This window comes from Streptomyces sp. NPDC046900, assembly GCF_040644975.1.
Taxonomy (GTDB): Bacteria; Actinomycetota; Actinomycetes; order Streptomycetales; family Streptomycetaceae; genus Streptomyces.
In genome coordinates, this window is record NZ_JBEYXD010000012.1 from 112,038 (window position 1) to 133,647 (window position 21,610).

Annotated in this window: 19 protein-coding genes; 13 read left to right on the forward strand and 6 right to left on the reverse strand. The window is 71.7% G+C overall.

The window, feature by feature from the left end; translation table 11 throughout:
- The first annotated feature begins 76 nt into the window (after window positions 1-76).
- Window positions 77-1,462 carry a transcriptional regulator gene (locus ABZ904_RS15025; RefSeq protein ID WP_359394010.1) on the forward strand — a complete coding sequence of 462 codons (1,386 nt, stop codon included), beginning with the start codon at window positions 77-79 and terminating at the stop codon, window positions 1,460-1,462.
- Window positions 1,463-1,829: 367 nt separating this feature from the next.
- Window positions 1,830-3,485, forward strand: a complete 1,656-nt coding sequence (locus ABZ904_RS15030) for a hypothetical protein (RefSeq protein WP_361823435.1) — start codon at window positions 1,830-1,832, stop codon at window positions 3,483-3,485.
- A 98-nt stretch (window positions 3,486-3,583) separates the two neighbouring features.
- Here ABZ904_RS15030 and ABZ904_RS15035 read toward each other — a convergent pair whose 3' ends face one another.
- Window positions 3,584-4,915 (reverse strand): ABC transporter substrate-binding protein, encoded by a 1,332-nt coding sequence (locus ABZ904_RS15035; protein WP_361823438.1) that lies wholly within the window; start codon window positions 4,913-4,915, stop codon window positions 3,584-3,586.
- Window positions 4,916-5,031: 116 nt separating this feature from the next.
- Here ABZ904_RS15035 and ABZ904_RS15040 point away from each other — a divergent pair, with 116 nt between their 5' ends.
- Both ABZ904_RS15040 and purU read left to right on the forward strand, forming a co-directional pair.
- Window positions 5,032-5,532 (forward strand): hypothetical protein, encoded by a 501-nt coding sequence (locus ABZ904_RS15040; protein ID WP_359394015.1) that lies wholly within the window; start codon window positions 5,032-5,034, stop codon window positions 5,530-5,532.
- 71 nt (window positions 5,533-5,603) lie between these two features.
- Window positions 5,604-6,485 (forward strand): formyltetrahydrofolate deformylase, encoded by an 882-nt coding sequence (gene purU / locus ABZ904_RS15045; protein ID WP_359394016.1) that lies wholly within the window; start codon window positions 5,604-5,606, stop codon window positions 6,483-6,485.
- Between the two features lie 9 nt (window positions 6,486-6,494).
- Here purU and ABZ904_RS15050 read toward each other — a convergent pair whose 3' ends face one another.
- Together ABZ904_RS15050 and ABZ904_RS15055 are read right to left on the reverse strand one after the other, a co-directional pair.
- Window positions 6,495-7,688: a maleylpyruvate isomerase N-terminal domain-containing protein gene (locus ABZ904_RS15050; protein ID WP_359394171.1), complete on the reverse strand. Its 1,194-nt coding sequence runs from the start codon at window positions 7,686-7,688 to the stop codon at window positions 6,495-6,497.
- Window positions 7,689-7,864: 176 nt separating this feature from the next.
- Window positions 7,865-8,446: a sigma-70 family RNA polymerase sigma factor gene (locus tag ABZ904_RS15055; protein WP_359394017.1), complete on the reverse strand. Its 582-nt coding sequence runs from the start codon at window positions 8,444-8,446 to the stop codon at window positions 7,865-7,867.
- A gap of 358 nt (window positions 8,447-8,804) precedes the next feature.
- Here ABZ904_RS15055 and ABZ904_RS15060 point away from each other — a divergent pair, with 358 nt between their 5' ends.
- Both ABZ904_RS15060 and ABZ904_RS15065 read left to right on the forward strand, forming a co-directional pair.
- Entirely contained in the window at window positions 8,805-9,185 is a 381-nt protein-coding gene (locus ABZ904_RS15060) for an STAS domain-containing protein (RefSeq protein WP_359394019.1), read from the forward strand.
- 239 nt (window positions 9,186-9,424) lie between these two features.
- Entirely contained in the window at window positions 9,425-9,937 is a 513-nt protein-coding gene (locus ABZ904_RS15065; protein ID WP_361823443.1) for an EF-hand domain-containing protein, read from the forward strand.
- On the opposite strand, the gene ABZ904_RS15070 is transcribed toward ABZ904_RS15065, so the two are convergent.
- On the reverse strand, window positions 9,916-11,430 hold the full coding sequence (locus ABZ904_RS15070) for an AMP-binding protein (protein WP_361823446.1): 1,515 nt from the start codon (window positions 11,428-11,430) through the stop codon (window positions 9,916-9,918). The two genes, ABZ904_RS15065 and ABZ904_RS15070, sit on opposite strands and share 22 nt — an antisense overlap.
- 163 nt (window positions 11,431-11,593) lie before the next feature.
- On the opposite strand from ABZ904_RS15070, the gene ABZ904_RS15075 reads away from it, so the two are divergent.
- The 4 genes from ABZ904_RS15075 (at window position 11,594) to ABZ904_RS15090 (ending at window position 15,803) form a co-directional block, all read left to right on the forward strand.
- Window positions 11,594-12,793, forward strand: a complete 1,200-nt coding sequence (locus ABZ904_RS15075; RefSeq protein ID WP_359394026.1) for an amidohydrolase family protein — start codon at window positions 11,594-11,596, stop codon at window positions 12,791-12,793.
- A complete protein-coding gene (locus ABZ904_RS15080; RefSeq protein WP_359394028.1) occupies window positions 12,793-13,947 on the forward strand; it encodes an acyl-CoA dehydrogenase in 1,155 nt (384 codons plus the stop codon). The genes ABZ904_RS15075 and ABZ904_RS15080 overlap by 1 nt, the downstream gene beginning before the upstream one ends.
- 5 nt (window positions 13,948-13,952) lie before the next feature.
- Window positions 13,953-14,834: an acyl-CoA dehydrogenase family protein gene (locus ABZ904_RS15085; RefSeq protein ID WP_360993362.1), complete on the forward strand. Its 882-nt coding sequence runs from the start codon at window positions 13,953-13,955 to the stop codon at window positions 14,832-14,834.
- Between the two features lie 477 nt (window positions 14,835-15,311).
- Window positions 15,312-15,803: an ATP-binding protein gene (locus tag ABZ904_RS15090; RefSeq protein ID WP_359394032.1), complete on the forward strand. Its 492-nt coding sequence runs from the start codon at window positions 15,312-15,314 to the stop codon at window positions 15,801-15,803.
- Between the two features lie 437 nt (window positions 15,804-16,240).
- Here ABZ904_RS15090 and ABZ904_RS15095 read toward each other — a convergent pair whose 3' ends face one another.
- Window positions 16,241-17,176 (reverse strand): cyclase family protein, encoded by a 936-nt coding sequence (locus ABZ904_RS15095; protein WP_360993366.1) that lies wholly within the window; start codon window positions 17,174-17,176, stop codon window positions 16,241-16,243.
- Window positions 17,177-17,260: 84 nt separating this feature from the next.
- On the opposite strand from ABZ904_RS15095, the gene ABZ904_RS15100 reads away from it, so the two are divergent.
- The 3 genes from ABZ904_RS15100 (at window position 17,261) to ABZ904_RS15110 (ending at window position 20,461) form a co-directional block, all read left to right on the forward strand.
- A complete protein-coding gene (locus ABZ904_RS15100; protein WP_361823453.1) occupies window positions 17,261-18,172 on the forward strand; it encodes an SDR family oxidoreductase in 912 nt (303 codons plus the stop codon).
- Window positions 18,173-18,235: 63 nt separating this feature from the next.
- Window positions 18,236-19,390, forward strand: coding sequence for an acyl-CoA dehydrogenase family protein (locus ABZ904_RS15105; protein WP_360993372.1), 1,155 nt, complete (start codon window positions 18,236-18,238; stop codon window positions 19,388-19,390).
- Between the two features lie 21 nt (window positions 19,391-19,411).
- A complete protein-coding gene (locus ABZ904_RS15110; RefSeq protein ID WP_359394173.1) occupies window positions 19,412-20,461 on the forward strand; it encodes a Zn-dependent alcohol dehydrogenase in 1,050 nt (349 codons plus the stop codon).
- 53 nt (window positions 20,462-20,514) lie between these two features.
- Here the strand turns inward: ABZ904_RS15110 and ABZ904_RS15115 are convergent, their stop codons facing one another.
- Window positions 20,515-21,570 carry a helix-turn-helix domain-containing protein gene (locus tag ABZ904_RS15115; protein ID WP_360993375.1) on the reverse strand — a complete coding sequence of 352 codons (1,056 nt, stop codon included), beginning with the start codon at window positions 21,568-21,570 and terminating at the stop codon, window positions 20,515-20,517.
- Window positions 21,571-21,610 lie beyond the last annotated feature (40 nt).

Sequence of the window (21,610 nt, forward strand, 5' to 3'; positions counted from 1 at the left end):
TGAAGACACGTCAACTCGGTGCGTGAGCAGTCACCGCAGTCACCGGGCGAACCGAGCCATGGATATGGGGGTGCGCATGGCCGCAAGGCCTCTCGTCGCGCGGCAGCCGAACGAACGGCTGCAAGCGCTCATTCAGGAAGCGGGCTGCTCGAACGCGGGGCTCGCCCGCCGGGTCAACATGTGCGGCGCGGAGCACGGTCTCGATCTGCGCTACGACAAGACGTCGGTGGCCCGCTGGCTGCGCGGTCAGCAGCCGAGGGGCCGGGCGCCGGCGATCATCGCCGAGGCGCTGGGCCGCAAGCTGGGGCGTACGGTCACGATCGACGAGATCGGCATGGCCAACGGCAAGAACCTCGCCTCGGGCGTGGGCCTGCAGTTCTCGCCGACGGTGCTCGGCGCCATCGAGCAGGTCTGCGAGCTGTGGCGCAGCGACGTCGGCCGCCGTGACTTCCTGTCCGGTTCCTCGGTCGCCGCGTCCGCGCTCGTCGAGCCGAGCCGGGACTGGCTGATCTCCGCGCCGGATTCGCAGGTGTCGCGCTCGGCAGGGCCCCGGGTGGGTCCCTCGGACGTGGCCGCGGTGCGCGCGATGACCCAGGCACTGGTCGAGCTGGACCACCAGTTCGGCAGCGGACATGTGCGGCCGGTCGTCGTGCACTACCTCAACAGCGTCGTGTCGGGCCTGCTGGCCGGCTCGTACCGGGACGCCGTGGGTCGCGAACTCTTCGCCGCCGTGGCCCGGTTGACGGAGCTCGCGGGATACATGGCCATCGACACCGGGCAGCCGGGGCTCGCCCAGCGGTACTACATCCAGGCGTTGCGCCTCGCCCAGGCGGCGGGGGACCGCGGGTACGGCGGCTATGTGCTGGCCGCCTCCATGAGCCATCTCGCGGCGCAGCTCGGAAACCCCCGGGAGATCGCGCAGTTGGCGCGCGCGGCCCAGGAGGGAGCGCGTGGGCGGGTGACGCCGCGGGCGGAGGCGATGTTCCACGCCGCCGAGGCGCGGGGGCACGCGCTGCTGGGCGACGTGCGCGCCGCCCAGTTCGCTTCCGGGCGCGCGGTCGCGGCGCTCGAGGCGGCGGACGGGGCGTCCGGGGACGACCCGGTGTGGATCGCCCACTTCGACCAGGCCTATCTGGCGGACGAGCTGGCGCACTGCCACCGCGACCTCGGGCAGGCCGAGGCTGCTGCGCGGCGCGCGGAGGAGTCCCTCGCGGGGCACCCCGAGTCGCGGGCCCGGCGCCGGGCGATCGGCTATGTGCTGCTCGCCACGGCGCAGGTGCAGCAGCGCGAGGTGGAACAGGCCTGCCACACCGGTCTGAAGGCCGTGGAACTGCTCGGCACGCTGCGCTCGAATCGCGGGTCCGAGTATCTGGAGGACCTCCAGCAGCGGCTGGAGCCGTTCCAGGAGGAGGCCGTGGTGCGGGAGTTCGGGGCACGGCTGGATCTGGCGGCCGCGGCGTAGGGGCATCGCGTCGGGTGCCGTCGGGGGTGCGGGGCGGGAGGCGCCGGCAAGGGTCTTCGCCCCGGCCCGGGAGATCCGCGATGACGCGGCGCGGTCGCCGGCCGTCGCTCCCGATCGCCCGGGCGGCCCCCGTGATCGGGGCGTGAACCCTCCTTACGGGGTGGCCGCCCTGGTGTGAAGGCCCGGGAAACGCCAGGTGATCGACAAGTGAGGCCCGAGGGGTGACGTAAACAGCGCCTGGCGACGCGGTTTTGTTACGGCGGTCACATGGGTACGAGGTCAGGCCCTGTGCTGCGTGGCACCAGCTTGTGGGGACCCGGTAGCGTGAGCCGACGATTCCGAAAGTCCCCCATTCGTAGGAGTCCCGGTGACGCAGAGTGGACAGGGCGAGGAGCCCTCGGCGCGGACCGCGCGCGAAGGCATCGTGCTGCCTTCCGACGGCGGCGAGCCCCTGCTGCCGAGCCAGGCGGGCGGGGCGAACGGTTCCGCGGTGCCGGCGGGCGGCCATGGTGCCGCCCCGGTGGGCGGCGCCGGCGGTCAGGGCGCGCCCATGACAGGTCAGGCCTGGGGGCAGCCGTGGGGTCCCGGCCAGCAGTCCGAGACACCGCAGCCCGGTCAGGGCTGGGGCGGCGACGCCGGGCAGCACTGGGGTGAGCACCAGCAGCCCGGGGCCGCGCCCGCACCGGCGTGGGACTCCCCGGGCGCACAGCCCTCCTGGGAGTCCTCGGATCCGCAGTCGGGCTGGGGCGGGGCCACCGCCGCCCATGAGTCGCACGCTGCGCCGGGGCAGCCGATGCCGCCGCACGCCCCGATGGGCGCGGGTGCGGGTCCGCTGCCGCCCGAGGGCGCGCAGCCGTCGTCGTACGGTGTGGACGGACACGGTGCGCCCGGGGGCGCACATCACCTCCAGCAGGGCGCACACGCCGCACCGCTGCCGCCCGCCGACGAGGGCGCCACGCAGTACATCCCGCCGGTGCCCGCCACCGGTGACGCGCAGGCCACGCAGTACCTCCCGCCCGTCGCCGCCCAGGAGGCGGCGACCCAGTACATACCTCCGGTCGGGCCGGGAGCGCTCCCGACGGAGATGCCCGCGGACGACGCGACGCGGTTCCTCGGCCGGACCGGGGGCTCCCCGGCCGCCGGTCCGATGCCGCCCGCCGCCGGTCCCGACGCGCAGGCCACGCAGTACCTCCCGCCCGTGCCCGGGCAGCCGGGTCCCGCGCCGTACGGGATGCCGCCCGACACCGACCGGCAGACGCCGGCGGAGTTCGACAACCTCTTCCGCCACGACGGCGCCGCGCCCGCCACCCAGTATCTGCCCCGGTTCGACGCCGCGGACGGGCCCGGCGTCCCCGGTACCCGGGCGGCCGGACGGCGCGACGACGGTGGTCGTGGCCGCCCGCGCAATGCGGTCATCGCGGCCGTGGGCGTGGGCATCGTCGTCCTTGGCATCGGAGCGGGTGCCCTGCTCAGCGGCGGTGGTGACGACCCCAAGAGCGACAACAGCAAGAACGTCTCGGCGACCGGCCCGGCCGCGAACGCCTCGGAGCCGGGGTCCGGCGACGCCGCCAAGCAGCAGGCCGTGGCGCTGGACAAGCTCCTCGCCGACAGCGGCAACAGCCGCGGCTCCGTGATCAAGGCGGTGGCCGAGGTCAAGGTCTGCCAGAACCTCGGCCAGGCGGCCACCGACCTGCGCAACGCGGCCCAGCAGCGGAGCGGCCTGGTCACCCGGCTCTCCGGGCTCGCGGTCGACAAGCTCCCGAACCACGGCGAGCTGACCACGGCGCTCACCAACGCCTGGAAGGCCTCCGCGTCCGCCGACACCCACTACGCCGCCTGGGCCGACCAGGTCGCGGCCAACAAGAAGGGCTGCAAGAGGGGGCAGGCGCGCTCCACCGGGCAGACGGGGGCGGCCAACCGGGACAGCGGCACGGCCAGCGGCGAGAAGACGAAGGCCGCGCGGCTGTGGAACGCCATCGCCCAGAAGTACGGCCTGACCCAGCGCCAGCCGACCCAGCTGTGAACACAGCGGTGTGCGCCGCTCCGGAGCCGTTCGGCACCGCGGCGGCGCGCACCCGGTGACACCTTGACCGTCCTGTCCGGGCCCAGGGCCCGTGTGCCCTACTGGAGCGCGGTGCTCTCCAGCGTCTTCGACACGTTCACGAAGCCCTTGGTCGCCGCCACCAGCTGCCCCTGGCGCACCACCTGGAGGGTCACGTCGGAGTTGATCAGACGCGGGTAGTCGATGACCGCGGTCAGGTCCTGGAAGCGCCAGCGCAGAGGCGGCGTGAGGCCGCCCGTGTCGACCTGGAGGCCGTTGTCGAGGGACGAGCGGATGGTGCTCGCGGTCACCTCGCCGCCGCCGAGCGACTCGACGACCTTCTTCAGGACCGTGTACGCGATCCAGGTGGTCTGCACGCCCGCGTCCGCCGGGTCGATCCGGTTGTCACCGAAGGCCTCCTCGCGGATGACCTTCTTCATCGGATCCCAGTGCGGGTCCGTCGCCTCCGGATACCAGCCGGTGATATACGCCCCTTCGTAGGGGCTCGAGGCGCCGCCCGACTGGTTGATGATCGACTGGTCGACACTGCCGAGCACCGAGCCGGTGCGCACCGCCGGGTACTCCGTGCTCAGGCGGCGGAAGGAGTCCATGAAGGTGCCGGTGCGCTCGTCGAGCGAGGGCACCACGCACCCCTTCTTCTGCGGGTCCGTGGTCGCCTTCTGCAGCGCCTGCTGGGCCTGGGCGTCGAACGAGGTGGCGTCCTCGGCGGCGCGCACGTCGGTGGCGGACGAGTGGTTGCCCGCCGTGAGCCCGGCGTCGAGCAGCACCGGGAGCTGGTCGCCGGCGACGGTGTCCGGGCGGACCAGGGCGACGCCCCCGCAGTTCTTGCCCAACTCCTCGCCCAGGCCCGCCAGCAGTGCCGGCTGACCACCGTTGACGGGGTAGGAGAGCACGCTCTTGAACTCGTCGTCGGTCAGGCCGTACCCGCCTATGTAGGGGATGCCCGCCGACTCCAGCGGTGAGAGGAAGGAGGACGCGAACTGGCTGTAGGAGCCGACGACCGCGACGACCTTCCTCTTGACGGCGATCCGCGCGCACTTCGCGGCGCTGACGTATTCGTTGTGGTCGTTGCAGGTGAGCACGTTGAGCTTGTGCCCGTTGAGCCCGCCGTGCGAGTTGATCCAGCGCGCGTAGGCCCGCGCCATCGCCGGCATGCCCGGCTTGTTGGTCGCGGAGGTGTCCTGGGGCGCCCAGGTCATGACGGTGATGGAGTCCCCGGAACCCCCCGTGGTACCGGGGACGATGCCGCAGGCGGCGGCCATCGACGCACAGGCCACCATCGCGCCCGCTGAGAGCAGGGCGTTCCGGACGCGGCGGCTGCCCGCTTTTCGGACGGCGCCCGGGCTGCTGGGGTTGGTGGGGGAGGAACTGGTGCGTCGACTGCCGGTCATGGCGTGCACGATTCCGCCACATCACTAACCGGTGTATGCCCGGTGGTCAACGACAGGTGTCGTAGGGGTGAATTGAGGGGGCCGATGATCCGGTTTTCACAGGGAACGTACGATCGGTGACCGTGCAAGGTTCGGAGAACTCTTCCCGTCGTGGCCGTCGCTACTCCACCATGGGCGACATGCCCCTGAATGACATGCCGTGGTGGCGCTGGCGCAGCAATGTGCGCTCGGCGCTGCACATGCTTTCCGACCAGGCGTTCCAGCGGGACGTGTGGCTCGCCGGTACCGAGGGGTACGGCGACGTCACGGACGCCGTGTACCGCCTGGTCGAGGACACGTGGCTGGACAGCTGGTCCGCCGACAAATACGTCGGCACGATCTTCCGCGACTCGCAGGAGGCGGCGCTCGTGGACACGGCCGTGCTGCGGGTGCTGCGGATCATGCACCAGGTCGGCCCGGACGCGCCGGTCCAGGCCTACATGGACCACCACGGGTGGCCGGAGGCGGTGCGGGCGGCGCGCGACGCCCACGTACGGCTCGCGACGAGCGACGGTGAGGACCCCGACGCGCCGCCACGGACGCTCGAGGTGCTGCGGATCCTCACCCGGTCCGCCTAGTCCGTCGCCGCGCGGTCCGGGTGGCGGAACGTCGCCCCGTGCAGGCCGGCAGTCATGAGACCCTGGCCTGCATGAGTGAGCAGTCCAGCCGAGCCGCGGCCCCCGCCGACCAGTACGTCCTCACCCTCTCCTGCCCGGACAAGCAGGGCATCGTGCACGCCGTGTCGAGCTACCTGTTCATGACCGGCTGCAACATCGAGGACAGCCAGCAGTTCGGTGACCGCGACACGGGACTGTTCTTCATGCGGGTCCACTTCTCGGCGGAGTCGCCGGTGACCGTGGACAAGCTGCGCGCGAGCTTCGCGGCGATCGGTGACTCCTTTCACATGGAGTGGCAGATCCACCGGGCCGACGAGAAGATGCGGGTCGTCCTCATGGTCAGCAAGTTCGGGCACTGCCTGAACGACCTGCTCTTCCGCGCCCGGATCGGGGCGCTGCCCGTCGAGATCGCGGCCGTGGTGTCCAACCACACCGAGTTCGCCGAGCTGGTGGGTTCGTACAACGTCCCCTTCCAGCACATCCCGGTGACGAAGGACACCAAGCCGGAGGCCGAGGCACAGTTGCTGGAGCTGGTCCACGAGCGGGACGTCGAGCTGGTGGTGCTGGCCCGCTATATGCAGGTGCTCTCGGACGACCTGTGCAAACGGCTCAGCGGCCAGATCATCAACATCCACCACTCGTTCCTGCCGAGCTTCAAGGGCGCCAAGCCGTACCACCAGGCCCACGCGCGCGGTGTGAAGCTGATCGGTGCCACCGCGCACTATGTGACGGCCGACCTCGACGAGGGCCCGATCATCGAGCAGGAGGTCGAGCGCGTGGGCCACGATGTGACCCCCGACCAGCTGGTCGCGATCGGGCGCGACGTCGAGTGCCAGGCACTGGCTCGCGCGGTCAAGTGGCACGCCGAGCGCCGGATCCTGCTGAACGGCCGCCGGACGGTCGTCTTCGCCTGAGACCCGGGGCTACATCCGGCTCAGTGACGCGGCCGCGAACAGCACGTCGCTGATCGCCTCGCGGTCGCCGACCTGCCCCGCCGCCGCCTCCTGGGGCGGCACATGGCCCGCTGCCAGACGGCAGAACTCCACCGCGTCGAGTGCGACGTGCGCCACTTCGCGCTCGGCGGTGGCGACCGCTCCCGGCGAGTCGAGGGCGATCAGCCACTCGCCGCCGCCCGCGCCCTCGATCTCCAGGCGCAGGGTGCGCCCCGGTTCGCCCGCCGGGACGAGGTGGCGGGTGCGGCCGGGCGCGGCGAGCCCGGCCTGCCGCCGCGCCGCCAGAACGCCGGGCAGCATCCGCGCCCCCAGGTCGATCATCCTGTTCAGAAGGCGCGGGGCCGGCGGCCCGTACGGATAGTCGATGGCGCCCGCGATGTCCTCCGCGTGCACCCAGCACTCGAAGGCCCGGTCCACCATCGCGTCGCGCAGCGACAGCGTGAAACTCCCGTACGACACCGGGGGCTTCCCGGAGTCCCCGTCGGTGAAGGACAGCGTTCGCACCAGGTTGTGGCTCTGGTCCCGCCACCGGTTGCGCACGGACCGCGTCGGCGGGAAGTGCGAGGTGCGCCAGTACGCCTCCGTACGGCCCTCCGGTGTGCCGTCCTCGGCGGTCACGTCCCCGAGCGGGTCCTCGAGCCCCAGCGACACCGCCACCAGTCCGTCCACGGTCAGCAGATGGGCGATCACACCGGCGACGGTGGTGCGACGGCTCGCGGGGCCCGTCCCGTCGAACCACCGCAGGCGCACCGGCGTGTGCCACTCGGCGTCGCCTATGTCCTGCAGCAGGGCGTCGAGGCGCGCCGCCTCCGCATCGTACGGCGCCACCCAGTCCGGCACCGGGATGCGCGGCGGGCGCCGGTCGAGGCAGGCCTCCAGCACGCGGGTGCGCAGAGCGGGGTCGAGGTCGAGGCTCTCCGGACGCTGCAGCAGGCCCACGGCCTCGCGCAGCTGCAGCGCCTCGTCCGCGCACGCGCCGCAGTCGCCGAGGTGGGCCTCGACGGCCGCCGTCTCCTCGAGCGAACAGGCGGCGAGCGCCCACGCCCCGAGCAACGACTTCAGCACCCGGTGCTCGAGCGCGAGCGGGTCCGAAGGCGCGGGGGACGGTTCGGGATCGGGCAGGGGCAGCCCGGTCTCCTCGGCGGAACCGCGCGCCGGCGGCACCGGCCGGCCCTCGCCCCCGGGATCCTGGGAGCCGCCGGTGGATCTGTCCGTGCCGTCGCGCAGGTCGTCGCCGTCCTCGGGGGCGTCCGGACCGCCCGGCCCGGCGCCGTTCGTGCCGTCGGGTCCGTTCGTGCCGTTGTGCCGGTCGTCGCCGTGCTCGCGGTTGTCGGGGCCGGTCACCACACCGCTCCCGGTTCGGGAGGGACGCCCGAGGGGCCGGTCTCATGGGCCGTGGCCAGCAGCTGGAGGCCGAGGCGGAGCCTGCGGCGGGCCTCGTCCTGGGTGATGCCGAGGTCGACGGCGGTCTGGCGGTAGTCCCGGCGCTGGAAGTAGGCCCGCTCGAGCGCGGCCCGCAGCGGTACGGGCATCGAGGTGGCGATGTAGTCGGCGCGGGCCGCGACCGAGGCGCGGCGCACCTTTCGCTCCAGGTGCTCCCGGGTGCCCCCGCCGCTCCGGGTGAGCGCTGCGGTCTCGTCGGCGCGCAGCCGCTGCACGGCGAGCCGGTGGGTCAGCGTGGCGACCCAGGTCCGCAGGGGACCCTGCTTCGGGTCGTACGCCTCGGGGTTCTCCCAGACCTGCACGAACACCTCACGCGTGATGCCGTCCGCCGCCTCCTCGTCCCCGAGCACGCGATGGGCGAGGCCGTGCACGAGCGAGGCGAACCGGTCGTAGCACTCACCGAGCGCGGCGGCCTCACCCCGGGCGAGCCGCTGCTGCATCCGGCGGTCCCAGCGGGGCGGTGCGTCCTTCTTCGCCATGCGGCCCCTCGTCCCCGGCCCTGCCGGGCCCTGTCCCGGTCCAGCCTCCGTCCCCTGACTCCTCGAATGTAGTCGGCACGTAGGACAACGCACGCCCCTTTGGCGCAATGTGCGCCCCTCGGCGAGCCGTTGGTGGTAAAGACGCCCGGACGGAACCGGTGGATCGGGCGAGGGTGCCCTCGACGCATATCCGGCGATCAGACATGAACGAACACGATCGTTGCGGATTGAATTGGCTCAATTCATACGTACTTTCGATCGAAAGTGCGGTGTTTCATGGAGGTGTGTTGGGGCAGCCGCGCCTGAAGGAAGCGTAGGGACCGCTTCCGTTTCGATCAGGTGCAGGCAAGCAGGAGGCGTGGCGGTGACACTCAAAGTGACCTTCGCGGAGCACGGCGAGTGGGCCGTGCTCCAAGTGGCGGGCGAGCTGGATCTGGTGACATCGCCAGTACTGCGACAGCGGGTGCACGACGCGGTGGCGGACGGCCGTCATCACGTCGTCCTTGACCTCTCCGAGGTCGTCTTCTGCGACTCCAGCGGGGTCGGCGTACTGATCGCCACCCGCCGGCTGATCCGCTCCTGCCAGGGCCGGCTCAGACTCATCCTGCCCGGGCCCGAGGGGGTCGAAGCGGCCCACGTCAACCGGGTCCTCGCCGCCCTCGGCGTGCGACGCCTCTTCGACGTATACCCTGACGCCACCGCGGCCATCGACGAGGACTCCAGACCCCTGAGCGCGTAGCCCCGCACGGCCGGCGCGGTCCGTACGGCCTCACGCCGACCGGATCCCGCCGCCCGGCATGTGGCCCGTCCCACACCCGGGGCACGCCCGTACCAGGGAAAGTCGCAGGACAGACACGCTGTCGTCGCAGAATTCCTGCGATCTTGGTACAAGCGTCGTTTTCCGTCACTCATGAGCCCCGGCTCGTCGTACGCTCCCTGCGAGACACCCCCGACGTCACGTAAGGCGGCCCGAAACACATGGTCAGTACCGAATACGAGCGCAGGATCGCCGCCAGGTTCGCCACCTTCGACCAGGACGGCAACGGCTACATCGACCGCGAGGACTTCAGCGCGGCGGCCAAGGCGGTCCTCACCGAGTTCGGCACTACCGCCCGTTCGGAGCAGGGGCAGGCCATGTACGCCGGCGGCGAGGCCTTCTGGCAGGGCATGGCCGGGATAGCGGACCGGGACGGCGACCAGCGCATCACGCGCGAGGAGTTCGTGGGGAGCGCGGTCAAGCGGCTGCGCGACAACCCCGACCGCTTCGCCGAGATCGCCCGGCCCTTCCTGCACGCGGCGCTCGCCGTGGCGGACGCCGACCGCGACGGCGTGGCGACGGTCCAGGAGACCGTCCGCGTCCTGAAGGCCCTCGGCGTGCACGAGGACATCGCCCAGGCGGCCGCCGTGACGCTCGACGCGGACGGCGACGGCAAGGTCGGCGAGGCGGAGATCGTGTCCGCGTTCGCGCGCTACTTCACCGTTCCCGAGTAGCGTTCGCGCAGCTTGTACTTGAGTACCTTCCGCAGGGTGTCGTTGCGCGGAAGGGCGTCCACCACTTCCAGCTGCTCCGGCAGTTTGTGCACGGACAGTCCTTCCGCGCGCAGATACCCGGTGACCGCGGACAGGGTCAGCTCGCCGGCCGCCGGAGTTCGTTCGACCACCGCGCAGACCCGTTCGCCGCGCTCCTCGTCGGGCAGCCCGATCACGGCCACGTCCTGGACCGCGGGGTGCCGGTGCAGCAGGTCCTCGATCTCCCGGGCGGAGATGTTCTCTCCCTTGCGGATGATGACGTCCTTCAGACGTCCGGTGAGCACCAGATGGCCGCTGTCGGTCAGACGGCCGAGGTCGCCCGTGCGGAGGAACCCGTCCTCGTCGAACGCCTCCGCCGTCCGGTCCGGGTCCAGGTACCCGTAGCAGACGGCCTCCCCCTTGAGGCGCACCTCGCCGTTCACGATCCGTATCTCCATGCCCTCGGGTGGCCGGCCCTCCGTCGTCGCCAGGTTCCCCGTCGAGTCGTCCGGGGCCCCCATCGTGATCATCGGCACCTCGGTCATCCCGTAGCCGTGGGTGAGCTGCACGCCCATCTCGCGGACCACGCGGTGGTAGAGCTCGGGAGGCTTGGGCGCGCCACCGCCCGCCAGCAGCCGCAGGGTCGGGATCACCTTCACACCCGGCTGTCTGCGCTGCTCCGCCAGGAACATCGAGTAGAAGGCCGTCGAGCCGCCGGCCACCGTCACTCCGTGCTCGCGGTAACCCTCCAGTGCCTCCGGCAACGCGAACTGCTCGAACATCACCGCGGGGAAGCCGTACAGCAGGAGCATCACCGTGTAGTCGGGGCCGGCGACATGGGCGTAGGGGAAGGCCATCGAGCCCACGTCGTCCTCGGACAGCTGCAGCGCGTGCGCGAGGCAGGAGCCGCCCGCGATCAGCGAACGGTCCGTGTGCAGCACGCCCTTGGGGTCGGAGGTGGTGCCCGAGGTCCAGTAGATCCAGCGGACCGAGGTGCCGTCGGCGGGCGGCGCGGGCAGGACACGGGGGTCGCCGTCGGGCAGGCCGTCGCCGTGGTACGCCTCGAAGACCCCCTTCGCGCCGAGCCGGCGCGCCATCGCCGTGTGGTCGAAGCCCCGCCAGGTGCCCGGCACCGCGAAGAACTCCGCCTTCGACTCCCGTAGCGCGAAACCCACCTCGCGGTCCCGGTAGAACGGGATGACCGGTGTCTGCACGGCGCCGAGACGGGCCAGCGCGAAGGACAGCAGGGCCGTCTCGATACGGGTGGGCAGCTGCCAGGCGACCACCGTGCCGGGGCGCACGCCCATGCCGTGGAGCCCGGCGGCCACCCGCTCGGCGCGGTCGCGCAGTTCCCCGAAGCTCAGGGAGCGGTCGTCCTGGAGCAGGACGTGCCGGTCGGGGGTGAGGGAGGCGCGCCGGGCGACCAGTTCCCAGAGCGTGCGGGATGTGCCCAGCGCGTGCGCGGTCTCGTTCATGAGGCCCAGTCTCCTGACGGTCAGTCAGATAGTGGGCAGAGCGTGGCCTCACCGCCTTGTCGGTCCAGGGGTGCGGGACTAGCCTGCTGGGGACCGAATATCTGACGGACCATCAGATCGACCTGGCGGCTGTCAGGGAGCCGCTGCCCGGCGGAGGGGACTCATGACCGAACTGCCCCGCATCATCAGTGTCGACGACCATGTGATCGAACCCGCCCACCTCTTCGAGACCTGGCTGCCGCAGAAGTACCGGGACCGCGGCCCCAAGCCGCTCACCGCTGGAATCGGCGAGCTCGCCTACGTCGGCGGCAAGTACCGGATCACGATGGACCCCGACGGCCCGCCGACCGACTGGTGGATCTACGAGGACCTGCAGTTCCCCTACAAGCGGAACATCGCGGCCGTCGGCTTCGACCGCGACGAGATGACCCTGGAGGGCATCACCCGCGAGCAGATGCGCCGCGGCTGCTGGGACCCGGCCGAGCGGCTCAGGGACATGGACCTCAACCACGTCGAGGCCAGCCTGTGCTTCCCGACCTTTCCGCGCTTCTGCGGTCAGACCTTCGCCGAGGCCCACGACAAGGAGGTCGCGCTGGCCTGCGTGCGCGCGTACAACGACTGGATGGTCGAGGAGTGGTGCGGCGACAGCGGCGGCCGGCTGATCCCGCTGTGCCTGATCCCGCTGTGGGACGTCGGCCTCGCCGCCGCCGAGATCAGGCGCAACGCCGCCCGCGGCGTGAAGGCGGTGACCTTCTCGGAGATCCCCACCCACCTCGGGCTGCCGTCCATCCACTCCGGCCACTGGGACCCGTTCTTCGCGGTCTGCGAGGAGACCGGCACCGTGGTGAACATGCACATCGGCTCGTCGTCCCAGATGCCGGCCGCCTCCCCGGACGCCCCGCCCGCCGTGCAGGCCTCGCTCTCCTTCAACAACGCGATGGCCTCGATGATGGACTTCCTGTTCAGCGGTGTCCTGGTGAAGTTCCCGCGGCTCAGGCTCGCCTACTCCGAGGGGCAGATGGGCTGGATCCCGTACGCCCTCGAACGCGCCGACGACGTCTGGGAGGAGCACCGCGCCTGGGGCGGCGTCCGCGACCTGATCCCCGAGCCGCCGTCGACGTACTACTACCGGCAGATCTTCTGCTGCTTCTTCCGCGACAAGCACGGCGTCGCGTCCCTGGACGTGATCGGCCGCGACAACGCCACCTTCGAGACCGACTACCCGCACGTCGACTCGACCTTCCCGCACACCAAGGAGGTCGCCCTCGACCATGTGAAGGGGCTCGACGACGAGACGGTGTACAAGCTGATGCGCGGCAACGCGATCCGGATGCTCGGTCTCGACATGGACCGGGACCGCTAGTGGATCTCGCCGACTCCCCCGAGGAGGAGGAGTTCCGGGTCCGGCTGCGGGAGTGGCTGGCGAAGGTGCTGCCGACCCTGCCCCCGAAGCCGTCCCCCGAGGACTGGCCGGCCAGACGCGCCTACGACCTCGGCTGGCAGCGGATGCTGTACGACGCCGGGTACGCGGGCCTGCACTGGCCCGAGGACGCGGGCGGAAGAGGGGCCACCCCCACCCGGCATCTGATCTTCCTGGAGGAGACCGAGAAAGCGGGCGCGCCCTACGTGGGGGCCAACTTCGTCGGACTGCTGCACGCGGGTCCGACGATCGCCGCTGAGGGCACGCCCGAGCAGCGGGCGCGCTGGCTGCCGCCGGTGCTGCGCGGCGAGGAGGTCTGGTGCCAGGGCTTCAGCGAACCGGACGCGGGCTCCGATCTCGCCTCGCTGCGCACCCGCGCGCGGCGGGACGGCGACACCTACGTGGTGAGCGGGTCCAAGGTCTGGACCTCCCATGCCGAAGTCGCCGACTGGTGCGAACTGCTGGTGCGCACGGACCCCTCGGCACCCAGGCACCGGGGCATCACCTGGCTCGCGATGCCCATGGACGCGCCTGGCATCACCGTGCGGCCGCTGCGGACGCTCGTCGGGTCGAACGAGTTCGCGGAGGTGTTCCTCGACGAGGTGCGGGTGCCGGTGGCCAACCGGGTGGGCGCGGAGAACGACGGATGGCGCGTGACCATGGTGACGCTCTCCTTCGAACGTGGCACGGCGTTCGCGGGCGAGGTGGTGGCCTGCCGCCGCGTCCTCGGCGAACTGGCCCGCGAGGCCCGCAGCAACGGCCGCTGGGACGACGCTCCGCTGCGGCGCAGACTCGGCCGGCTGAACGCGCACTTCCGCGCGCTGTGGCGGCTCACGCAGTGGAACGTGAGCGAGGCGGAGAGCGCGGGGGGAGTGCCGGGCGCCGGGGGCTCGGTCTTCAAACTGAGCTATTCGCACGCCCGTCAGGAGCTGTACGACATCGCCGCCGAGGTGCTGGGCACCGGCTGCCTCGACCTCGGCCGCCCCTGGGTGCTCGACCGGCTGTCGTCGCTGTCGTACACGATCGCGGCCGGGACCTCCCAGATCCAGCGGAACATCGTAGGCGAGCGGATCCTCGGGCTGCCGAAGGAGCGGTGACTCACTTGCACTTCCAACCGACCGACGACCAGCGGGCGCTGAGGGCCGGCGTCCGCGAACTGCTCGCGCGCCGCTTCGGCCGGGAGGCGCTGCGGGCCGCCGTCGACCGCCCCGGGATGCTCGACCGCGCGCTGTGGCGGGAGCTGGGCCGGGCGGGCTTCTTCGCGCTGCGACTGCCGGAGGCGGAGGGCGGTGCCGGACTCGGACTGCCCGAGGCTGTGCTCGTCTTCGAGGAGGCGGGGCGGGCGCTGCTGCCCGGACCGCTGGTCGCCACGCATCTCGCGGCCGGGCGGGTGGCGGGCGCGGCGGCCGGCGAGAGGGTGGTCACGGCCCCCTCCGGCGGGCTTGTGGAGTGGCTGGCCGAGGCGGACGCCGTACAAGGGGACGTCACCGGCGCCGTACCGATGGCATCGGTGGACCCGCTGACGCCGCTGCACCGGCTGCCGGGCGACCCGGGCGACGGCCCCGGCCCCGTCGCCGTCCTCCTCACCGCGGCCGAACAACTCGGCGGCGCGGCCCGCACCTGCGAACTGGCCGTCGAGCACGCGCGGACGCGGGAGCAGTTCGGACAGCCGGTCGGGGCCTTCCAGGCGGTCAAGCACGTGTGCGCGCAGAGTCTGGTGCGCGTGGAGACGGCCCGCGCCGCGGTCTACGCGGCCGCCGTCACCGCCGATCCCCTGGACATCGCGGCCGCGCGTCTGCTCGCCGACGAGGCCGCCGTGCGCGGCGCCCGCGACTGTCTGCAGGTGCACGGCGGCATGGGCTTCACATGGGAGGCGGACGTACACCTGTATCTGAAGCGGGCCTGGGTGCGGACCCAGCGCACGGGGTCGACTGCGTACAGTGACGAACTGCTTGCCGTGGACCTGTTGCCGAAAGCGGTCTAAAGGGCTCTGTACAGGCACTCTTCGGGGCGGGCGGCGTGAATGTCGCGGAACGTGGCGATCCGACATCACGGAGCGTTGATATCGGGTTGTGTCCTATGCGTGACTTGTCACGGACTGGAGTCGACGGGGGGCTCCGGTACCTTGTGTGGGATGCGAGCGGTTCCGAGCCCGAACCACCCCGGTGCGGCCCCTGTGGCGGCGCCGGATCCGGCGCTGCGTACCGCCCGCAGGGCAGGGAGGACCTACGTACCTGCCTGTTCGACTCGTCTCGACAGGCGTCGCACAGTATGCCGTACGCGTACTCCTTCGCGCTGGAATATGCCCGAAGCGCTTGTTGAGGTGACTGTACGTCAACCATGCTGTCGTGCAAGGGAATCACGGTCCGTGACCCTGGTTCCTGCCATGCAGAGGATGACCACGATCGTGGCGCTTGCGAGGCGCGAGGCGATGTGTCCGCCGGTTCGGATGGTGTGAGCGGTGCAGGTGCTTCAAGTGCAGCTGGAGATCCGGCCCGACCCCGCGGAGGTGGGGCGGGCCCGCCGATGGGCGCGTTCCCGGCTCGCCGGGTCGGGGATAGCGGCGGACGAGCCGTTGGCCGAGACGCTGGTGCTGCTCGTTTCCGAGCTGGTCACCAACGCGGTGGTGCACACCGGCTGTCCGGCCGTGTTGCGGCTGCTGCTGACCGGAGTGCGGGAGGGTGCCTCGGGCACTCCGGGCGGCACGGTTCGCCTTGAGGTGGCCGATGCCAGCACCCGCCCGCCGGCGCCCCGGCACGCCGAGGGTGACGAGACGGGCGGCCGCGGCCTGGAACTCGTCGACGGGCTCGCGGACCGCTGGGGGTGGGACCCGGAGGGCGTGGGCAAACGCATCTGGTGCGAGGTGGATCGCTGCGCTGCGGGGGCCGCGGACCGGCTCGCCGAGTACCGGATGGGCGGGCTGTCCCCGGAGTTCGCCTTCGGCGTGGTGTAGCCGTGCGCCCCGGCGTCCGGGGCGCGAGTGCATGCGCCTGAGCGCGAGGCCGCACGGGCTCCGGCCCTGTGGGGTCAGGCGCGTTGGAATGCGCCCGGCCGTGCCTCTGTGCGCGCCGTCACAAAGAGGGTGTAAGTGAGGAATCCCCTGACCGCTGTTGACGCACGGTGCTCAGCTGATCACTCTTGCGGGCAGCGATTCGCCGTGAGGGGACGCCGAGGGTTCTGGTGACGGGAGCCCCCGACGAGCGCGGATCGTGATTCGGCGCCGGCTCCTCGCAGGCGGTCCGCGGGACCGTCCCGGGGAGGGGCGGGTACGCCGAGCCGGATGGCGGTGCGCGGTGCCGTGCCCGGGGTGAGGAGGGGGTGCCTCCCGCGCGAGCGGAGCCGGGAGTGGGGCCGGCGCGCCGCCACCCGACCCTCCCCGCGCGGACTCTCCTAGAGGACGGCGACCGGCGCCACGGGTGTCCCCGTCCCGCCGACGAAGGGTTCGGGCATCGCCGACAGCAGGAAGGTGTAGCGCCCTTCTTCTCCACAGGCTGTGGACAACTCTTCGAGATTCCAGTTCTGGCCCTGCAACATGCCCATCTCCACCAGGTCGAGGGCGTGCACGGCAAGCCACAGGTCCTCGATCTCGGGCGGGAAGATCTCGAACGTGAGGGTGTCGTTGGCGACGGCGGCCACATCGCGCGCGTGGAACCACTCCGGAGTGCGCACGGACAGCCCCGGTGACGGATACCCGTACGCCTGTCTGTCGCCCGCGAGATAGGTCCGGATCTGTCCGGTCCGCACCAGGACGACGTCGCCGGCCCGGACCCGCGTACCGGCGAACTCCTCGGCCGCCTCGAGGTCTTCCGGGGTCACGGCGTACGAGCCGTCGAGCCGGTCCCGGCCGAGCGCGCGGGCGACGTCGAGCAGCACCCCACGGGAGACGAGGTGCCGCGGTTTGTCGATGCCGCCGAACGCGGCGCCGCCGTGAGGCGTGATGGTGTCGGCCGGGCGGCCGTTGTAGAGCTTCCCCGAGTGCGAGACATGGGTGAGCGCGTCCCAGTGGGTGGCCGCCTGCAGGCCCATGGTCACGGCGTCGTCGCTGCATGCGATGGTGCCGGGGCCGAAGATCTCCTGGTTGATCTGGACCATTACGTGCAGGGGGTTGACGCGGCCGGGGATGACCCCGGTCTGGACACCGTCCTGCCGCAGCGGCAGGGCGAGGGGAACGCGCCGGCCGCTGCGCACACAGGCCGCGGCCCGCCTGACCACCTCGTCGGTGATGAGGTTCAGGGTCCCGATCTCGTCGTCACGGCCCCAACGACCCCAGTTGTTCACGCGCTTGGCGATCTCATGGAACGCCGGATGCAGTGCGGGCAGCGACATGAATCCTCCCCGGGGCTTGTCTCCGGCCGTTTGCCGGGCCCTAAAATCTAACGGACCGTCAGAAACCGCGGGAAGGGGCCGGGCGTGGGGAACTTCTTGGCAGGCAAGGTCGTCGCCGTCACGGGCGCGGGCCGCGGGATCGGGCGGGCGGTGGCACGGGCCACCGCGGCGGAGGGCGCGCAGGTCGTCGTGAACGACCACGGGGTGTCGGTGGAGGGCGCCTCCCCGACGAGCGAGGTCGCCGAGGCCGTGGTCAAGGAGATCGAGGCGGCGGGCGGAGAGGCCGTCCCGGTGGCGGACGACATCTCGACGATGGCGGGCGGACAGCGGGTCGTGGACGAGGCGCTCGCCTCGTACGGCCGTCTGGACGGCGTGGTGTGCGTGGCGGGCATCCTGCGCGAACGGATGCTCTTCAACATGACCGAGGAGGAGTGGGACCCGGTGGTCGCCACCCACCTCAAGGGCACGTTCACGGTGTTCCGCGCCGCGGCGGCGGTGATGCGCGCCCAGCGTTCCGGGACGCTGATCGGCTTCACGAGCGGCAACCACCAGGGCTCGGTGGCGCAGGCCAACTACAGCGCGGCGAAGGGCGGCGTCATCTCCCTCGTCCGCAGCGCCGCCCTCGGGCTGCACAAGTACGGGGTGACGGCGAACGCCGTGGCGCCGGTGGCCCGGACGCGGATGTCGGCGAACGTGCCCATGGAGCTGAAGGAGATCGGCGAACCGGAGGACGTGGCCGCGCTGGTGGTGTACCTCCTGTCCGATCGCGCCCGGCAGGAAGGCATCACGGGCCAGGTGTACACGATCGCGGGCCCGAAGCTGGCGGTCTGGGCGCAGCCGAGGGAAGTACGGGCGGCGTACGCGGAGGGCTCCTGGACCCCGGAGCGGATCGCGGAATTCCTGCCGGGCTCGGTGGGGACGGACCCGATGCTGATGATCCAGCAACTGGAGGCGATGGAGAGGGCGGCGCGGGAGGGGACCCGGCCCAATGCGTAGGGCTGTACTCCGGACCGCACAGCCGATCGTGAAACGCCAGGACACCGATGTGAGGCGGCAACTGTGGAGTTCGGCCCCGATCCCGAGGACCAGGCCTTCCGAAGCGAGGCAAGAGCCTGGCTGCAAGCCAACCTTCCGGTCCGGACCACCCGGCGGGACTGGGAACGTACGCTCGGGCGCGCCGGCTGGATCGGCCTCGGCTGGCCCGAGGACGGTCACGGCAACCGCCGTGCCACCCTCACCCAGCAGGTCGCATGGGCGGAGGAGTACGCCCGCTCGGGGGCGCCGCCCCGCTCCGGGCACATCGGCGAGAACCTCCTCGCCCCCACCCTCCTCGCACATGGCGCACCCGGCCAGAAGTCCCGCTTCCTGCCTCCGATAGCGCGCGGCGAGGAACTGTGGTGCCAGGGCTACAGCGAACCCGGCGCCGGCTCCGATCTCGCAGGGCTCCGCACCACCGCCGTACGCGACACCCCGGACACCTATCGCGTCACCGGCCAGAAGATCTGGACCTCCCTGGCCCACGAGGCGGACTGGTGCTTCGTCCTCGCCCGCACCGACCCGGCTGCGCGCCGCCACCACGGCCTCAGCTTCCTCCTCGTGCCGATGGACCAGCCCGGCCGGATCGAGGTCAGGCCCATCCGCCAGCTCACCGGGACCAGCGAGTTCAACGAGGTGTTCTTCGACGGTGCGACGGCCCGGGCCGAACACGTCGTCGGCGGCGAGGGGAACGGCTGGCGCGTCGCGATGAGCCTGCTCGGCTTCGAACGAGGCGTCTCCACGCTGGCCCAGCAGATCGGTTTCGCGAAGGAGCTGGGCGACGTCGTGCGCACGGCTCTGGCCACGGGGGCCGCGGACGATCCCGTCGTACGGGACCGTCTCGTCACGCTGTGGGCCGAGCTGCGCGCGATGCGCTGGAACGCCTTGCGCACGCTGGGCGGCACGGCGGGAGCGGGCGCCCCGAGCGTGGCCAAACTGCTGTGGGCCGGCTGGCACCGCCGGCTGGGCGAGCTGGCGGTGCAGGTACGGGGTGCGGCGGGGGCGGTGGGTCCGGACGACTGGTCGCCGCGGTCGCCGTACGAACTGGACCGGTTCCAGCACCTGTTCCTGTTCAGCCGGGCCGACACCATCTACGGCGGCTCGGACGAGGTCCAGCGCACGATCATCGCCGAGCGCGTGCTCGGCCTGCCGAAGGAACCCAGGGGACCCAAGGGCTGAGGAGTTGCGATGCCAGGTGCGATACGAGGCGTGCTCTACGACGGAACACAGCCGCAGGTCGTGGACGATCTGGAGGTACGGGACCCGGGGCCGGGCGAGGTGCAGGTGGCGGTCGGCGCGGCGGGGCTGTGCCACAGCGACCTCTCCGTGGTGGACGGGACCATACCTTTCCCCGTTCCGGTGGTGCTCGGCCATGAGGGCGCAGGTGTGGTGGAGACGGTGGGCGAAGGCGTCACCCATGTCCGGCCAGGGGATCACGTGGCCCTGTCCACCCTGGCGAACTGCGGGGCGTGCGCCGAGTGCGACCGGGGCCGGCCCACGATGTGCCGGCAGGCGATCGGGCGCCCGGGGCGGCCGTTCACGCATCGCGGCCGGCCGGTCCACCAGTTCGCCTCCAACTCGGCCTTCGCGGAGCGGACCGTGGTGAAGGCGGTCCAGGCGGTCCGTATCCCGAAGGACATCCCGCTGCCGTCGGCGGCGCTGATCGGATGCGGCGTCCTGACCGGTGTGGGTGCCGTGCTGAACCGCGCCCGGGTGGACCAGGGTGACACCGTCCTCGTCATCGGCACAGGCGGCGTCGGTCTCAACGTCCTTCAGGGCGCGCGGATCGCGGGCGCTTCACGGATCGTGGCGGTGGACGCCAACCCGGAGAAGGAGGCGATGGCCCGCCGGTTCGGCGCGACGGACTTCCTCACCTCGGTGGACGGCATCAGGGACCCGCTGCCCACCGGCGCCGACCACGCCTTCGAATGCGTGGGCCGCGTCGAGCTGATCCGCGCGGCGATCGACTCCCTGGACCGGCACGGCCAGGCGGTCCTGCTCGGGGTGCCGCCGGCGACGGCCGAGGCGACGTTCCTGGTCTCCTCGATGTACCTGGACAAGTCCATCCTGGGCTGCCGCTACGGCTCCTCCCGCCCCCAGCGCGACATCGCGCTCTACGCCCGCCTCTACCGTGAAGGCCGCCTGCACCTGGACGAGTTGGTGACGGCCACGTACCCGGTCGAGGACTACGAGAAGGCGGCCGCCGACGCGCACGCGGGGAGGGTGGCGAGGGCCGTACTGACGTTCTGACCCGGGTGCTCACGGTGGCGGGTGCCCTGGGCGAAGGCGTGCGCTGCCCGTCCTCATCCCCTGCTTACGGCGAGGGACTGGCGGTCGCCTGCACCGCTGGTCCGGTCGGCCGCCGGGTCCGGGGAATCCGTGCGGAACGTCCGCCGATAGGCGGTGGGGGTGACCCCGAGCGCCACCTGCAGATGCTGCCGCAACGACTGGGCCGTGCCGAATCCCGCGTCCCGCGCCACCTGGTCGACCGACAGATCGGTGGACTCCAGCAGATGACGGGCCCGCTCCACGCGCTGCTGGGTCAGCCACTGGCCGGGGCTGACGCCCACCTCCTCGCGGAAGCGGCGGGTGAAGGTGCGCACCGACATGGACTCCTGCTCCGCCATGTCCCGGAGCTGAAGGGGCTCGTGGAGGCGTTCGAGCGCCCAGGCGCGAGCGCTGGTCGTGGTCGCCAGTTGCGGATCCGGTACCGGCCGGTGGATGTACTGCGCCTGACCGCCGGCGCGATGAGGCGGTACGACGGTGTGGCGGGCCACTTCGTTGGCGACCGCGGTGCCGTGGTCACGGCGCACCATGTGCAGGCACAGATCGATCCCGGCCGCCACACCGGCCGAGGTCAGGACGTCGCCGTCGTCGATGAACAGCACGTCCGCGTCGACCCTGATCCGCGGGAAGAGCCGCTGGAGGTGCTCGGCGTCGGACCAGTGCGTGGTGGCGGGCCGCCCGTCGAGACGGCGGGCGGCCGCGAGGACGTAGACACCGGTGCAGATGGAGGCGAGCCGGGTGCCGGGCCGGATGCGCGCGAGGGCTGCGGCCAGGTCGTCAGTGAGCACGCCCTCCTCGAAGACCGGGCCGAGTTCGTACGAGGCGGGGATGACGACGGTGTCGGCGGTCGCCAGTGCCTCCGGGCCGTTCTCGACGTGGATGGCGAAGTCGGCATCGGTCTGCACCGGCCCCGGTGGACGGACCGAGCAGGTGACCACCGTGTACAGATGCCGTCCCGCCGCGTCCTTCGGGCGCCCGAAGATCCGGTGCGGGATGCCCAACTCGAACGGGAGCAGCCCGTCGAGGGCGAGGACGACGACGCGGTGCGGCCGGAACGGTGACCCATGAGTCATGGCCCGATCCTAGCGAAGGCTGTCCTCCGGGCCACTCGTA

What these genes read in the sequence shown, in the direction of transcription:
- ABZ904_RS15095 (WP_360993366.1), bottom strand. Translation starts at nt 17,176, where the DNA reads ATGTCGCTGCCCGCACTGCATCCGGCGTTCCATGAGATCGCCAAGCGC.
- ABZ904_RS15075 (WP_359394026.1), top strand. Translation starts at nt 11,594, where the DNA reads ATGACCGAACTGCCCCGCATCATCAGTGTCGACGACCATGTGATCGAA.
- ABZ904_RS15065 (WP_361823443.1), top strand. Translation starts at nt 9,425, where the DNA reads ATGGTCAGTACCGAATACGAGCGCAGGATCGCCGCCAGGTTCGCCACC.
- ABZ904_RS15025 (WP_359394010.1), top strand. Translation starts at nt 77, where the DNA reads ATGGCCGCAAGGCCTCTCGTCGCGCGGCAGCCGAACGAACGGCTGCAA.
- ABZ904_RS15055 (WP_359394017.1), bottom strand. Translation starts at nt 8,446, where the DNA reads ATGGCGAAGAAGGACGCACCGCCCCGCTGGGACCGCCGGATGCAGCAG.
- ABZ904_RS15035 (WP_361823438.1), bottom strand. Translation starts at nt 4,915, where the DNA reads ATGACCGGCAGTCGACGCACCAGTTCCTCCCCCACCAACCCCAGCAGC.
- ABZ904_RS15070 (WP_361823446.1), bottom strand. Translation starts at nt 11,430, where the DNA reads ATGAACGAGACCGCGCACGCGCTGGGCACATCCCGCACGCTCTGGGAA.
- ABZ904_RS15115 (WP_360993375.1), bottom strand. Translation starts at nt 21,570, where the DNA reads ATGACTCATGGGTCACCGTTCCGGCCGCACCGCGTCGTCGTCCTCGCC.
- purU (WP_359394016.1), top strand. Translation starts at nt 5,604, where the DNA reads ATGAGTGAGCAGTCCAGCCGAGCCGCGGCCCCCGCCGACCAGTACGTC.